The sequence below is a fragment of the Streptomyces sp. CT34 genome (assembly GCF_000805335.1).
Taxonomy (GTDB): Bacteria; Actinomycetota; Actinomycetes; order Streptomycetales; family Streptomycetaceae; genus Streptomyces.
This window is the reverse complement of sequence record NZ_KN708638.1, coordinates 469,693-483,544: the sequence shown is the minus strand read 5'-3', so window position 1 is coordinate 483,544 and position 13,852 is coordinate 469,693. Positions and strand designations below refer to the sequence as shown.

Annotated in this window: 12 protein-coding genes; 9 read left to right on the top strand and 3 right to left on the bottom strand. The window is 70.7% G+C overall.

The features are described from left to right. Window positions 1–133: 133 nt before the first annotated feature. Window positions 134–889, top strand: coding sequence for a PE-PPE domain-containing protein (locus tag RZ84_RS02150; protein WP_043262864.1), 756 nt, complete (start codon window positions 134–136; stop codon window positions 887–889). Between the two features lie 293 nt (window positions 890–1,182). Here RZ84_RS02150 and RZ84_RS02145 read toward each other — a convergent pair whose 3' ends face one another. Continuing rightward, entirely contained in the window at window positions 1,183–1,710 is a 528-nt protein-coding gene (locus RZ84_RS02145; protein ID WP_241777515.1) for a class I SAM-dependent methyltransferase, read from the bottom strand. On the opposite strand from RZ84_RS02145, the gene RZ84_RS35995 reads away from it, so the two are divergent. From RZ84_RS35995 to RZ84_RS02130, 3 genes are all read left to right on the top strand, one after another. Beyond that, the gene (locus RZ84_RS35995; RefSeq protein ID WP_078894518.1) at window positions 1,695–2,381 is read left to right on the top strand and encodes a polyketide synthase dehydratase domain-containing protein; all 687 of its coding nucleotides are present in this window, start codon (window positions 1,695–1,697) and stop codon (window positions 2,379–2,381) included. The two genes, RZ84_RS02145 and RZ84_RS35995, sit on opposite strands and share 16 nt — an antisense overlap. 278 nt (window positions 2,382–2,659) lie before the next feature. Next, window positions 2,660–3,373, top strand: a complete 714-nt coding sequence (locus RZ84_RS02135; RefSeq protein WP_078893508.1) for a cyclodityrosine synthase — start codon at window positions 2,660–2,662, stop codon at window positions 3,371–3,373. Beyond that, entirely contained in the window at window positions 3,370–4,557 is a 1,188-nt protein-coding gene (locus RZ84_RS02130) for a cytochrome P450 (protein ID WP_043262862.1), read from the top strand. The genes RZ84_RS02135 and RZ84_RS02130 overlap by 4 nt, the downstream gene beginning before the upstream one ends. Window positions 4,558–4,855: 298 nt before the next feature. Here RZ84_RS02130 and RZ84_RS02125 read toward each other — a convergent pair whose 3' ends face one another. Together RZ84_RS02125 and RZ84_RS02120 are read right to left on the bottom strand one after the other, a co-directional pair. Continuing rightward, complete coding sequence (locus RZ84_RS02125) at window positions 4,856–5,128, bottom strand: hypothetical protein (RefSeq protein WP_078893507.1); 273 nt, start codon at window positions 5,126–5,128, stop codon at window positions 4,856–4,858. Between the two features lie 142 nt (window positions 5,129–5,270). Continuing rightward, window positions 5,271–6,029 carry a class I SAM-dependent methyltransferase gene (locus RZ84_RS02120; protein ID WP_052230395.1) on the bottom strand — a complete coding sequence of 253 codons (759 nt, stop codon included), beginning with the start codon at window positions 6,027–6,029 and terminating at the stop codon, window positions 5,271–5,273. A gap of 285 nt (window positions 6,030–6,314) precedes the next feature. Here RZ84_RS02120 and RZ84_RS02115 point away from each other — a divergent pair, with 285 nt between their 5' ends. From RZ84_RS02115 to RZ84_RS02095, 5 genes are all read left to right on the top strand, one after another. Beyond that, window positions 6,315–8,036: a sensor histidine kinase gene (locus RZ84_RS02115; RefSeq protein WP_241777514.1), complete on the top strand. Its 1,722-nt coding sequence runs from the start codon at window positions 6,315–6,317 to the stop codon at window positions 8,034–8,036. Beyond that, window positions 8,033–8,701 (top strand): response regulator, encoded by a 669-nt coding sequence (locus RZ84_RS02110; protein ID WP_043262861.1) that lies wholly within the window; start codon window positions 8,033–8,035, stop codon window positions 8,699–8,701. Before RZ84_RS02115 ends, RZ84_RS02110 begins: the two co-directional genes overlap by 4 nt. A gap of 280 nt (window positions 8,702–8,981) precedes the next feature. Next, complete coding sequence (locus RZ84_RS02105) at window positions 8,982–9,758, top strand: ABC transporter ATP-binding protein (RefSeq protein WP_052229702.1); 777 nt, start codon at window positions 8,982–8,984, stop codon at window positions 9,756–9,758. 120 nt (window positions 9,759–9,878) lie between these two features. Further along, window positions 9,879–12,443 carry an ABC transporter permease gene (locus tag RZ84_RS02100; RefSeq protein WP_043262860.1) on the top strand — a complete coding sequence of 855 codons (2,565 nt, stop codon included), beginning with the start codon at window positions 9,879–9,881 and terminating at the stop codon, window positions 12,441–12,443. Window positions 12,444–12,596: 153 nt separating this feature from the next. Then, complete coding sequence (locus tag RZ84_RS02095; RefSeq protein ID WP_043262859.1) at window positions 12,597–13,346, top strand: PIG-L deacetylase family protein; 750 nt, start codon at window positions 12,597–12,599, stop codon at window positions 13,344–13,346. Window positions 13,347–13,852 lie beyond the last annotated feature (506 nt).

Genomic DNA, 13,852 nt, shown 5'->3' with positions numbered 1-13,852 from the left:
ACGCATCGGTGAACTTCATCGCTGCATGCATGCGTTTCATCGCCATTCCAACGGCCGCGGCTAACGTCACAGCCGAGCACAGCAGTTGTGTACGACAGTTGTGTACTACCTCAACTCGGGGAGAAGCAGAGAGATGACCTTGCCCAACAGGTGGAAGAAGGCCGCCGGTGCGGCCGGCGCAGCGGCAGCCCTGGTGGCCCTCACCGCCGTGACGCCCGCCGTCGCCCACGCCGCCCCGGTGCATCACTACTACCTGGAGGTCGGCGGCACGGGCTCGGCGGCGCCCGCGCCCGACTGCACCTCCACCTACGGCTTCGCCAACAAGCACCTCAACGGCGGCATCCCGGTGCCGGTCTGTTACCCGGCGAGCGCCGGCCCCTGGCTCAACGGGCACAACCTCCCGGACGTCAACGCACCGAGCTACGACGCCAGCGTGCGCGAGGGATACCGCAACCTGCTGACCGCCGCCGAGAACACCTACCACCGCGATCCGGGCGCTCGCTTCACGATCGTCGGCTACTCCCAAGGCGCGCAGGTGGCCGACCAGGTGCTCCAGAAGATCGCCAGTGGCGGTACCGACATCCTCCGTTCGCAGGTGAACGGCATGCTGTACGCCGACCCCATGCAGCCCGGCACCGGAATCGGGGCCCGGGTGCCCAAGGGGTGGAGCGCGTTGGGGTTCACGTCGCCCGGTGCCGGCCCGGCGAAGTTCGACGGCGTCCCGGTGCACCGCTTCTGCATCCGCACCGACCTGGCGTGCGACGCCACCTCGATCCAGTCGATCCCCGGCTTCCTGACCCAGCACCCCAAGTACTGGCAGGACGGCAATGTCATGGTGCAGACCATCGGCCACGACGGCGGTGACGGGGTCACCTGGTACAACTCCTGATCGCCTGTCAGGCGGTGGGCCCCGTAACCGCGGGGGTGCGGGGCAACGGTCCGACCGGCGCAAGTCCGGTCGGACCGTTCTTCGTATGGTGGAATTCGTACGAGGGAAGCCGCTCAACAGGCCTTCGGCAGGCTGGTGTTGGCCGAAGTCGGCAGACCGGTCTGCCGAGGACCCGTGTCAGGATCCCCTGACCCCGCACGCCGGGAAGGCCGGGCGGCACTGCGTACTGCCTGATGCCCTGTCCGAAGGCCGAGCATTCCGGAGACCGGGCCACCGGGATGTCCGGCCGGTCGTCAGGCGCGGCAGCGCAGCATCTCCAGCGGCGGGTTCGCCAGGACGTCCGCCCAGAAGTCCGCGCCGAACGTGCGCACGCCGGCGTCGGACGCCTCCAGTGGGACCCAGGTCACCTCGCCGAATCCGGCCGCCCGCAGACACTTTTCGAAGACCTCGCGGCGCGGGGCCGTGGTGACGATGCTGATCGGCTGCGGATCGAGGAGAGCCGTGATCCGCACCCGCGGCCCCGTCTCGATTTCCTCGCCGGTCGGCTCGCAGCGGAACCCGTACTTGTCCAGGGACGGACAGTCGAACCCGCAGTCGGGCTTCTGGGCGAGCACGAAGAACTCTCCACCCGGCACCAGGTTCCGGTGGATGTTGCGGCACATCCGCTCCATCGTCGCGATGTCCTCGGCGTAGTTGAGGCACTGCGCTTCCACCGCGATGTCGAAGCGCCGGTCGAGAGAGGGCAGTTCGGCCACGTCGCCGACCTCGTAACGCACCCCCGTCGGGTCTCGCTGCTCGCTAACCCGTGCGGCGGAGATCATCTCGACGGAGACTGACATCCCCCCGCCCGCCGGAACCCTGGCCGCTCTACGAGAGCCCCAGCGAACTGGCCCTGACAGAACAGCGGTTCCCAGGATGCACCGCGCTGACGGCACCCACCGACGCAGCGCCTGGCGGCCTCCCGCTCGGCACGCCCGACACCACGAACGACACCCGGGCGCAGTGGACTTGGCACCTCGACGCCGCCCGGGACCGCTACCTCACCGAGCATCTGCTGGACGGCCGGCCCGTACTTCCGGGCATGTGCATCATCGCCATGGCCGCGGAGGCAGCCGCCCACCTGCTACCGCACCAGCAGCCGGTCGCCTTCCTCGACGCCCGCTTCGACAGCTACGTCTGGGCGGACCCGCGCGACCCCGGACCGACCCAGTACCGTATCGCCGCGGAAGTCCTGAAACCGGCCACTGGCACCGGCAACCGCATCCGGGTCCGTGTCCTGTCCGACGTGCGTTCCCCGGCCCGAGCCGTCCTCCTTAAGGACCGCGAACACGCCCGCATCGACGACGGGGAGCACCTCGTGGCCCAGGGCGACCAGATCATCGCCTGCATGCGCCGGCACGGCCGTACCTTCGAACCCGGGCCGTGGCCCGAGGACATGCTCGCCGTCGGCACCCTCCTGGGCGCCGACATCCGGCGGGCCTTCACCACCTGATACGGCAACGGCATCTGCGCGGGGCGTCCGCAATCGGTGTGAGAACGGTGCGCCTTCCCCGACCCGAGGGTTCGGCCCGAGCGGCTTCGCGACAAGCTCGTTCGTGATCGTCAGGCCGTGCTCGTGAACGCCATATGAACTCAACCAGGCGGCTGACCTGCGAGTTACCGCCCAGTTCGACATCACCTGGAACCGACAGTCGGGTATGTTCCGGGTGTCGCCGCCACACCGGGAACACGGGGTTCCCAGGGACTAGCGGCGCGTAGGGACATCGTCTCTTGACGACAGCGACCGAGACCTTTCACGTCCGTCCGTACACCCCGCACTGCCAAGTCATCACCGACGAGGGTGATCACGCCGTCATCGGCATCTCTCCGGGCAACTCCTACTTCACCCATCAGCGAGTCCTCAGCCTCGCCGCCTGGGGATTGGAGAACTTCCGTCAGGTCGACCTCATCTACACGGATCTGCATGTCGCCGACATGTATGAGGCGCTCGGATATCCGGCCATCGACGCCCAGCGCAAGGCCGTGAAGAACCTGCGTGGTGTACGGGCCAAGGTGACCGCCGCCGTTGCCGCCCTCGACCCGGACGGCACCAGGCTCCGCGGACGCCCCATGTCCGCGCTGCTGGACATCCCCGCCTACCGGCTCATCCGTGCCGCCCTCGACGATCGGCTGTCCACCGACCCGGCGTTCCGCGAGGTCTGTGATCAGCTCGTGGTCCAGTTCCTGACCAGCAAGGTTCTCGACGGGCAGCAGCCCACGGCCCGTCAGCGTCAGGTCTGCCTCGACTACATCTGTGCCGAAGCGCCGCTGTTCATCGATACCCCCGCGATCATGGGCGTCCCCTCGTCGCTCAACTGCTACCACCAGGCATTGCCGATGGCCGATCTCCTGTACTCACGCGGGCACGGCCTGCGCGCCACCCGCAACCAGGGCCACGCCGTGATAACCCCCGCCGGCACGATCACCGAAGGACACGACCAGTGACCACTGCCCCGACCCTGATCGACTTCCCGTTCTCCCCGCGCGGCGACCGCCTCCCGCCGGAGATCGAGCAGCTTCGTGCCACCCCGGTCACGCGGGTGCGCACCATCGCCGGGGACGAGGCCTGGCTCGTCTCCTCCTACGAGTTGTGCAGGCAGGTGCTCGAAGACCCCCGCTTCAGCCTCAAGGACACGTCCGCCCCTGGTGTTCCCCGGCAGTACGCGCTGACCATCCCGCCCGAGGTGGTCAACAACATGGGCAACATCACCGGCGCCGGTCTGCGGAAAGCCGTACTCAAGGCGATCAATCCCAAGACCGGTGGCCTGGCGGAGTGGATGACCGACCACGCCGCCCACCTCGTCGACGGCATCCTCGGCTACGGCCCGCCGGTCGACCTGCGCGGACGGTTCGCCAACCCCTACGCCGAGCACCTCCACTGCCACATCCTCGGCATTCCCCGCGACGACGCGCCGCTGTTGGCGTCCAGTCTCGACATCGCGTTCATGAACTCGGCATGCCCCATCACCGGGGCGCGCCTGAACTGGGACCGGGACATCGCCTACATGACCGGACGGCTCAACGACCCCGCCACTGACGGGCTCATGGCCGAACTCGCCGCCCTCCGTGGTGACCCCGACTATGCCCACCTCACCGACGAGATGCTCGCCACCGTCGGCGTCACCATGTTCGGCGCCGGCGTCATCTCCACCATGGGTGCCTTGACCATGGCCGTGTTCACGCTCCTCCAGAACCCCGATGTGTGGGAGCAGTTGTGTGCGGAGCCCGGCAGGATACCGGCCGCCGTGGATGAGCTGCTGCGGGTGAACCTGTCCATCGCCGATGGGCTGCCCCGCCTGGCCATGGAAGACATGCAGCTCGGCGACACGGAGATCAAGCAGGGCGAACTCGTCCTCGTCCTGGTCGAGGCCGCCAACACCGACGAGAGCGTGTTCCCCGACCCGCACACCATCGACATCGACCGGCCCAACGCGGCCGCTCACCTCTCGTTCGGCTACGGCGGGCACTACTGCCCCGCCGTCCCGCTCGGCAAGAAGCACATCGAGATAGCGATCGAGACCCTCACCACCCGCATGCCCGGCCTGCACCTGGCCGTCCCCGTCGACCAACTCGTATGGCGCACCCGCTTCATGAAGCGCATCCCCGAGCGGCTGCCGGTCGCCTGGTAGGAACAGCAGCGCCGGCGTGAGCCGGCACCCAACGCAACACGACGGCCCCGACCCGAGAGAGGTCGGGGCCGTCACCCTTGTGGGAATCGCGGCGGGACCGGCCCCGGCCCTCCGGCACCGGTCCCGGTCCGATGTCCAGGACTCCGTTGCGGTACCGACCCGCCGGCTGCGCCATCGCACCGGGCTTCTCGGATACGGGCACAGCACTGCCCGCCGGTGGAACCGGCGGGCAGTGCTGTGAGAGGCGACACTGCGCCCCGGAGCATCGAGCATCGCGCTCCGGGGTACGGCGCCTGGATTAGCGGTCGGAACCTCTCCGGCTGGTGCTGACAGTGGTGCCGCTGATGCTGCCCCCGGCGGATTGCTTCAAGTTGAAGATCGACTTGTGGTTGTCAATGAAGATGTCGGTCTGGCAACCTTCCGAGGGGAGCAGGAGGCTCAGCGACGGCGTGCACCGAATATCCTGATCGAAGAGCCCGTCACTCCCCCCGGCGTTGGCCGTGCCTGCCGCCGAAGCCAGCAGCGCACCGGCCCCGAGGGCGCCCGCGACCAACCGCATTGCCTTACCCATGACGGAACTTCCTTCCTGTCCTGGTCCCGGTCCTGTCCCGGGATCACCGCTGATAACGGGACAGTAACATGACGGTTACGCTCCGTTACTCCGTCGTGGTGACGGGCCAGAGGGGGCGCCGGAGAGGCGAGGAAGGGGTGGGTCACGTCGGCTTGGTGCCGGACACGACGGTGGTCGGCATCCAGGGGCCGGTCCACCACATCCGTGCTCCCACGCCGCGGCGGGTGATGCTGTGCAGTCCGAGCCGTTGCAGATCAGCGTGGTACCGGCGGGTGTTGCGGATATCGGCGATGACGAGTCGGCCGCCGGGCCTGAGCACGCGTACCGCTTCCTCGATTGCCGTCGTACGGCCGGCGGAGTCGGAGATGTTGTGGATCGCCAGGCTGCTGACCACGGCGTCGAACGTGCCGTCCTCGAAAGGAAGTCGGGTCATGTCGGCGGTGTGCAGCTCGATGCGGTCGGCCACACCTTCTGCCTGCGCGTTGCGCTCGGTGACAGCGGGGTCGTTGCCGCTCTGATCCTGACTGCGCCACAGGTCGACACCGTGGGCACGGCCTTCGGGCAGGCGGCGGGCAGCCGTCAGGAGCACCGCGCCCCGGCCGCAGCCCAGATCGAGGATGCTCTCGTCGCCACGCAGCGCCAGATCGTCGAGGAGCTTGTCCCACACGACGAACTTTCCGCGCCGGGTGGCGTACATGTACAGTCCCGCGGCCATGAGGGCCAGACAGCCGTAGGAGAACGCCCAGGGCGCGGCGGCGGGAATGCCCAGGGCCAGGGCGATGACGCCCCAGGCCAGCAGCGCGGTGCCCGCGGCTCCGTAGATTGCCGGAACGTAGGGGGCGTCCACCCCGTACTTCCCCTGACGCCGGGCGGAGGGCCGCGACGCTATGTCGTAACTCAATTTCACTCCCTGACATCCTGTAGCACATGGCATCCGAAGGCTATCCCGGCTCCTGAGTCGGCCTCACCACAGTCAAGGAGGGGCCCTTTCGGGAAGCTGCGTATCGGTGGTGGCGGCGGTGGCGGGGGAGTGGGAGTGGGGAGCGGCGGCCGTAGCGCCCCGTGGACGTCGCACGGGGGCTGAGGCTCCGAGCGGCCTGCCGGTGCGTCTCTGCCTTTCGGTAGAGCGGTGGATCCCCCGTGAGGCGCACGCCTCCGTGGCTGCCGGACGCCGATACTGGACACCGTGCCTCTCGCCAGCTCCTTCAACCGCTTCGTCCGATCCCGTCTGCCCGCCGGAACGATGTGGGGCAGGGCCGGGCGCGCGGGGGCGGAGACGGTCGGCGTGGTGCTGGCCTCCCTGGGTGTGTTTGCGGCGGTCACATGGCTTGGGTACCTGCCGCACCCCGGATTCCAGTTGCCGGTGATCGCCGCCGGTGCCGTGCTCTTCCCGCTGCGCCGCCGCTTTCCCGGAGCTGTGCTCCTCACGCTCGCGGTGCTGACCGGGCCCGCGCCCTGTCTCGGGCCGATCACCGCGGCCACCGCGTACGCGGTGGCCCGCCGGGCGGTCCCGGCCCGCCGGCTGACCTGGCTGCTGGGCACGGCCGGCGCACTGGTCGTGGTATCCGCCACGGTGGCCGCGCCCTGGGCCGGCCCCGGACGGATGCTGTACGGGCTGGCGCTCGGCTTGGTTCTGGTACCGACCACGGTGATCGTCCCCGGCCTGGTCGGCACCGCGTACGGGCAGCAGAGCCGCCTGATGCGGGCGCTGCGCGAACGCGGCGACGCGGCCGAACGAGCCCGCCGGCTCGCCGACAGCGAGGCACGCATGCACGAGCGGTCCCGTATCGCCGCCGAGATGCACGATCTGGTCGGCCACCGGCTCAGTCTCGTCTCGCTGCACACCGGCGGACTGGAACTGGCCTTGGCCCAAGCCGCCCCCGAACTGCGCGAGGAGGCGGTCCTGGTGCGGCAGGCCACCCGGGACGCGATGCGCGAACTGCGGCAGGCCCTCGGGGTGCTCGGTCCGCGCGGCCGGGACACCGGACCCGACATGCTCACGGATGCGACCGGCTCCCGCGCCGACATCGAGACGCTGGTGGCACAGTCCCGCGACGGAGGGATCGCCGTACGGCTCGACTGGACGGGCCCTGACCTCGACATCCGCCCGGCGCGGGTACGCCGCGCCGTGCAGCGGGTGGTGCGGGAGGCCCTGACCAACGTGCACCGGTACGCGAGTGCGGCGCACGTCGCCGTCACGGTCGTGCACAGCGAGGAGGAGGTGCGGGTCACGGTCCGCAACGGCGCTCCGCCGATCGCTCAGCTCTCGGTCGAGGGCAGGGGCACCGGTCGCGGTCTGCTGGGTCTGCGGGAGCGGGTGGAACTGCTCGGTGGAACGTTCGCTGCCGGCCCGCTGCCGTCCGGGGGGTTCCTGGTGGAGGCGCGCTTGCCGGCCGAGCCCGGAGATGCCGTCGTCCTGGAGCGGCCCGGCGCGGGATCTGCTGCGCCCGGGACGGCGGGAGACGACGTGCCGTCAGCGGTGAGGCAGTACATGGGAGGTGACCGGCCTGCTCCGGCCGTTCGTCGGACCGTCGAGGCGGTGACGCTGGCCTTCGGGCTGGTGGCGCTGTGCGTGCTGATGGTCCTCGGCGTCGGCTTCGTGTATGCCGCGCGGCCTCATGGGCCTGCCGGGCCGCCGCCGCTGCCCCGCCTCGGCATGACCTATCAGGAAGTGGCGGGAACGGGCGTACTGGACAATGCCGCGGTCCGGGCCGCGGCCACCGGCCACGAGCCGCCCCGCCCCGCCGGTGCGGCCGGTTGCATCTATCCGTTCAACGGCGCGACGGAGAGCCGCCCCGGCGGCCTGACGGTCGCCCGCTACTGCTTCGACGCCTCGCAGCGTCTGATCGCCATCGACCGTTTCACCGTCCCGTCGGTCCGGGACGCCGCACCCTGGGAGACCCCGTGACCGAGCCCTCCGAGCCGATCCGCGTACTGCTCGTCGACGACGAGACGATGGTCCGCCACGGTGTCCGCCTGATCCTCCGGCACGCCGACGGCATCGACGTCGTCGCCGAGGCCGCGGACGGGCGGCGGGCCGTCGAGCTGGCCGCCGCCCACCGCCCCGACGTGGCGCTGGTGGACATCCGGATGCCGGTGTGCGACGGCCTGGCCGCGATCGCACCGCTGCTCGCCCTTGATCCCGCGCCGCGGATCGTCATGCTGACGACGTTCGGCGAGGAGGACAACGTCATCCGGGCCCTGCGGGAAGGCGCTACGGGCTTCCTGCTGAAGGACGAGGGCCCGCAGGAGCTGATCAGCGCGGTGCGGGCGGCCGCCGCCGGTGACGCCGTGCTCTCCCCAGGCGTGACCGGCACGGTCATCGCCCGGATGCTCCGCGTCGGCGAACCCGCCACGGCACCCGGAGAGGACCGCATCGCCGGGCTCACCGCCCGGGAGCGGGAGGTCCTCGCGATGCTCGGCGAAGGACTGTCCAACCAGGACATCGCCGGACGGCTCGGCATCGGGATCGGCACGGTCAAGACCCATGTCGGCGCGATCCTCGACAAGACCGGCTCGGCCAGCCGGGTCCAGGCGGCGCTCCTGGCCCACCAGATGGGCCTGACGTCCTGACGGGGACCGGCGGGTGACGGGAACAGGCAGAGGAGCCCGCCCCGGCCCGCATCCCTGCTCGGCCCGCGTCTCTCCATAGCCTGCCCGTCCCCAAAAGGCAGAGCACCGTCCGCCGAGGACTCTGCCCAAAGGCAGAGAAGGCCAGGGCGAACACTTCCCTTGGACAGACGCCAAGTCCCGCCCTCAGAGCGATGTTTCCGCAGGTGAGGGCCGTGAGGATGGATGTGTCCCCAGGTCCGCCGCACTTCTCGCGGGCCGTCGCATCCCAGGCGGAGTACCCATGTCGCAGATGTTCCCTGCCCCCAGCCATCCCGTTCCCGAACCGGCCGCGCGAGCCACGGGCCTGACCAAGGCGTACGGGGCGGGACAGACCCGGGTCACCGCCCTGGACGAGGTGTTCGTCGAGTTCGCACGGAGCCGGTTCACCGCCGTGATGGGGCCGTCCGGCTCCGGCAAGTCCACCCTGATGCACTGCCTGGCCGGACTGGTCCCGGTGACCTCCGGTTCGGCCCGCATCGGCGGCATCGAACTGTCGACCCTGAGCGAGCGGGAACTGACCCAACTGCGCAGGGAAAAGGTCGGGTTCGTGTTCCAGGGCTTCAACCTGCTGCCGACACTCACGGCGCTGGAGAACATCACGCTGCCGCTGCGGTTCGCCGGACAGCAGCCCGATGCGGCCTGGTTGGAGACCGTCGTCGCCACCGTCGGGCTGGCCGGCCGGCTCGGCCACCGGCCCGCGGAGCTGTCCGGCGGCCAGCAGCAGCGGGTCGCGGTGGCCCGCGCGCTGGTTTCCCGGCCCGAGATCATCTTCGCCGACGAGCCGACCGGCAACCTCGACTCGCGATCCGGCGCCGAGATCCTCGGCTTCCTGCGCGACTCGGTGCGCGAGCTGGGACAGACGGTGGTGATGGTCACCCACGACCCGGTGGCAGCCGGATACGCGGACCGAGTGGTGTTCCTCGCCGACGGCCGCGTCGTCGACGAACTGCACGAGCCGACCTCCGACCGTGTCCTCGACTGGATGCACCAGTTCGAGGCCCAGGACCACACGCCCTGAGCGCGACCGGTCCCGGTCCGCACCCGGCGCTGCTCGCCCTGACCGACATCCCCACCCGGACCCCCCGGTGCTCGCGCGCCGCACCTCTCCCGTACCTTCCGGACTCCCGAAAGCTCCGCCATGCTGAGAACAGCTCTGCGCAACGTCCTGGCGCACAAGGCCCGTCTGGTCATGACCGTCCTGGCGGTCGGCCTGGGTGTCGCGTTCGTCTGCGGCACCCTCGTCTTCGCGGACTCCTCCGCCGCGGCCTACCGCGCCGCCGCGTCGAAGAACTTCGCCGACACCGCGGTCACCGTGACCCCGAAGGACCCCCCGCCCGGGGCCACCGAGAACCAGCCCACCGGCGTGCTCGACGACGCCCTCGCCCGGAAACTCACCGACGTCCCCGGCGTCGCCACCGTCCGACCATCGGTCGACGGCTCCGCCATCCTGAACGCCGCCGACGGCACCCCGCTGCGGGCCGGTAAGGCATGGGCGAACCTGGCCGCCGGCTACGTACCGGGCCAGGACGGCAAGGACAGCCGCTACCCCCTCGTCAAGGGCCACGCCCCCCGCAACGGCGACGAACTCGCCGTGGACAGCACCACCGCAGCCGCCGGCCACTTCGGCATCGGGGACAAGGTCACGCTGGCCACCGACGGTCCGGTCATGACCAAGCGGCTCGTCGGCATCGTCACCACCAAGGACACCCGGGTGACCGCCGGCGGCACCCTCGCCCTGTTCGACAAGGCGACCGCCCAGCGGCTGTTCGCCTCCCCGGGCCACTACACCGGGATCGACCTGTCCGCCGCACCCGGCACCGACCAGTTCACCCTCTCCGACCGGGTCACCGCCATGCTCCCGGCCGACCGGGCCGAGGCCACCAGCGGCGCCGCCCAAGCCGCCCAGCAGGCCACCTACGTCGACACCCTGACCCGGGGCTACACGAAGCTGCCCCTGGTCTTCGCCGGGGTCTCGCTGTTCATCGGCTCGTTCCTGATCGTCAACACCTTCACCATGCTGGTGTCCCGGCGCACCCGCGAGATCGCGCTGCTCCGGGCGATCGGCGCCACACGCCGCCAGGTGGTCCGCTCCGTCCTCTGGGAGGCCGCCCTGCTCGGCCTCGCCGCATCGGCGGCCGGATTCCTGCTGGGCCTCGGCATCGCCGCCGTACTGCCCGACATCCTGGGCACCGCACAGGACACCCTGCCCCACGGTCCCCTCGTCATCGGACCGCGCCCCATCGTGGCAGCGCTCGGTGTCGGCGTGGGCGTCACCGTGCTCGCCGCGTGGCTGCCCTCCCGCCGGGCAGCCAAGGTCGCACCCGTCGAAGCGATGCGCTCGGCCGAACAGCCGCCCTCCACCACCCGATCCCGGATTCGAGGCGTGGTGGGGCTGGTCCTGCTCGCCCTCGGCGCAGGGCTGCTGATCTCGCTCACCGGGGCGAAGGACGCCTCGGTCGGGAACCTGCAGAGCGCGATGCTCGGTTGTGCCCTCCTCGTCATCGCCCTGATCGCGCTCGCACCGCTGCTCGCCGCCCCCGTGATCAAGCTGACCGGCCGGCTGACCCGCCGCTTCGGCATCACCGGCCGGCTCGCCCGCGAGAACGCACTGCGCGACCCGCGGCGCACCGCCGCCACCGCCTCCGCCCTGATGGTCAGCACCGCACTGGTCGCCGGACTCGCCGTCATCGGCAACTCCACCGGGCAGGCCCTCGACCGCCAGGCCGCCGCCGGCCTCGGCGCCGACTACGTGATCAGCACCCGTACCCCCACGATCCGCATCGACCCCGCCGCCGTACAACGGGTCGCCGACACCTCCGGAGTACGGACCGCGACGGCCGTCGCCGACTCCACCCTGTTCACCGGCGGCCATGTCCGGCAGATCTCCGGCATCGACCCCACCACCGTCAACGCCGTCATGAAGCTCGACTTCGTCAGCGGCTCCCCACACGACCTCGGCCCGGGCCGGATCGCCGTCTCCACCACCCTCGCCCGGGAACAGGGCCTGCACGCCGGCAGCCGACTCAACGCCGCCATCGGCCGCGGCCAGGACCTCAAGCAGTACACCGTCGCCGGCGTCTACAAGGACAACCCCATCGCCCACGACGCCCTGGGCGCCCGAACCGACGTACAGAAGAACAGCATCACGCCCCACTCCGTTCAGCGGATCCTGGTCCGCACCGACAACGGCACCACCTCCCGGACCACCGAGACCCGGCTGCGCACCGCTGTGGGCGATAACCCGCTGCTGACCGTCCAGGACCGGGCGCAACTCGTCCACGAGGCCGCCGGCACCATGAGCAACCTGCTCACCCTGATGTACGGACTGCTCGCCATCGGCGTGGTGATCGCCTCGCTCGGCATCGTCAACACCCTGGCCATGTCGGTCTCGGAACGCACCCGCGAGATCGGTGTGCTGCGCGCCATCGGCATGCACCGCTCCGACATCCGGCGAATGATCCGCCTGGAGTCGGTGACCGTCGCCGCGTTCGGCACACTGCTCGGCCTGGCGGGCGGACTGTTCGGCGCGTGGGCGGTCGGCGCACTGGCCAACGGCGCGATGGAGCAGTACTCCCTGGCGCTGCCCTGGGGAACGCTGCTGCTCGTGTGCCTGGGCTCCCTCGCGATCGGCGTGGTCGCGGCAGCCGTCCCGGCCCGCCGGGCTGCCGCCCTCAGCCCGTTGGAAGCCGTCGCCGAGCGGTGAGGTGACGCACGGCCCGCCTCCGGCCACGTGCCCCAGACACAGGACCCCGGCACTGCCGCCCCGCCGTGCGGGGGCCCCCCGCCGTTCGAGAGCCGACCCGTTGTGGCGGGCAGGTCCTACGCTGCTGCCGTACCGCGGACGAAGGAGACCGAGATGGCCGAGACTTCCCGCGCACCCGCGCAACTGGCCGAGATGCCCACCGACTGGCAGCGCGCCCTCGCGATCGTCGCCCACCCCGACGACCTCGAATACGGGGTGTCGGCCGCCATCGCCACCTGGACCGACGCGGGCCGCGACGTCGTCTACGTCCTCGCCACCCTCGGCGAGGCCGGCATCGACGCCGTCGAACCCGCCAAGGCCGGCCCCCTGCGCGAGCAGGAGCAGCGAGCCGGCGCCGCCGCCGTGGGGGTCACCACAGTCGAGTTCCTCGGCCACCCCGACGGCGTCATCGAGTACGGCACCGCGCTGCGCCGCGACTTCGCCGCCGCCATCCGGCACCACCGCCCCGAACTGGTGCTGACCCTCAACCACCACGACACCTGGGGCGGCGTCACCTGGAACACGCCGGACCACCGGGCCGTCGGCCGCGCCGTCCTCGACGCCGTCGGCGACGCGGGCAACCGCTGGATCTTCCCCGAACTCGTCGAGGACGGCCTCGTACCGTGGAACGGCGTGCGTTACGTGGCCGTGGCCGGCTCGCCGAAGCCCACGCACGCGGTCGACGCGGGCCCCGGATACCAGCGAGCCGTCCGGTCGCTGATGGCCCACCGCAGCTACATCGAAGCGCTCACCGGCCAGGACCCCGAGCAGTACTGTCGGTCGTTTCTGAACCGCACCCTGCACGCCGCGTCCGCCCGGTTCGACGGCCGCCCCGCCGTGCCCTTCGAGCTGTTCACTTGCTGAGGCCGCGTACGGAGGCGGACGCGCCCGACGGGCTGCGGTCGACGCCCGCGGTCCGTGGGGAAGCGGCCGGAGACCGTCACCCGACACCGACAGCGACAGCGCGGGCCTCCACCAACCCTTCCGGGGCGTGGAGGCCCGCTCGGCACCCCCAGCTCATCACCAAGACCCCGCCCTTGGGCCGGCCCCCCGTGACGGGACTGGACCTGGGCGGGCAGATTCACCAGGGCCGCCCGGCAGGTCCGGCACTTGTTCCGTGCGTTCGTCCCGGCGCGATGAGCGCCACGGTTTGATGTGTGACGAGGATGCCGGACCGCTGTGGCGCATGTCGTTGGCACGGGATCGACACCCACTTCGCGATGTGTCCACTCGCGATCGACCCGACCGACCTCGTCCGAGAGAGGTGAGAGCTTCGCCGCCATGCCGGCCGAGTCCGCAGACGACGAGACGGCCGGCATCTTGGACCACGTCGCTTCCGTCGCCGATGCCGGGCGCCAACTGCCCGCCTC

Excerpts from the sequence above, each read along its gene's own strand:
- RZ84_RS02150 (WP_043262864.1), top strand. The coding sequence starts at position 134 with ATGACCTTGCCCAACAGGTGGAAGAAGGCCGCCGGTGCGGCCGGCGCA.
- RZ84_RS02105 (WP_052229702.1), top strand. The coding sequence starts at position 8,982 with ATGTCGCAGATGTTCCCTGCCCCCAGCCATCCCGTTCCCGAACCGGCC.
- RZ84_RS02095 (WP_043262859.1), top strand. The coding sequence starts at position 12,597 with ATGGCCGAGACTTCCCGCGCACCCGCGCAACTGGCCGAGATGCCCACC.
- RZ84_RS02125 (WP_078893507.1), bottom strand. The coding sequence starts at position 5,128 with ATGGGTAAGGCAATGCGGTTGGTCGCGGGCGCCCTCGGGGCCGGTGCG.
- RZ84_RS02100 (WP_043262860.1), top strand. The coding sequence starts at position 9,879 with ATGCTGAGAACAGCTCTGCGCAACGTCCTGGCGCACAAGGCCCGTCTG.
- RZ84_RS02145 (WP_241777515.1), bottom strand. The coding sequence starts at position 1,710 with ATGATCTCCGCCGCACGGGTTAGCGAGCAGCGAGACCCGACGGGGGTG.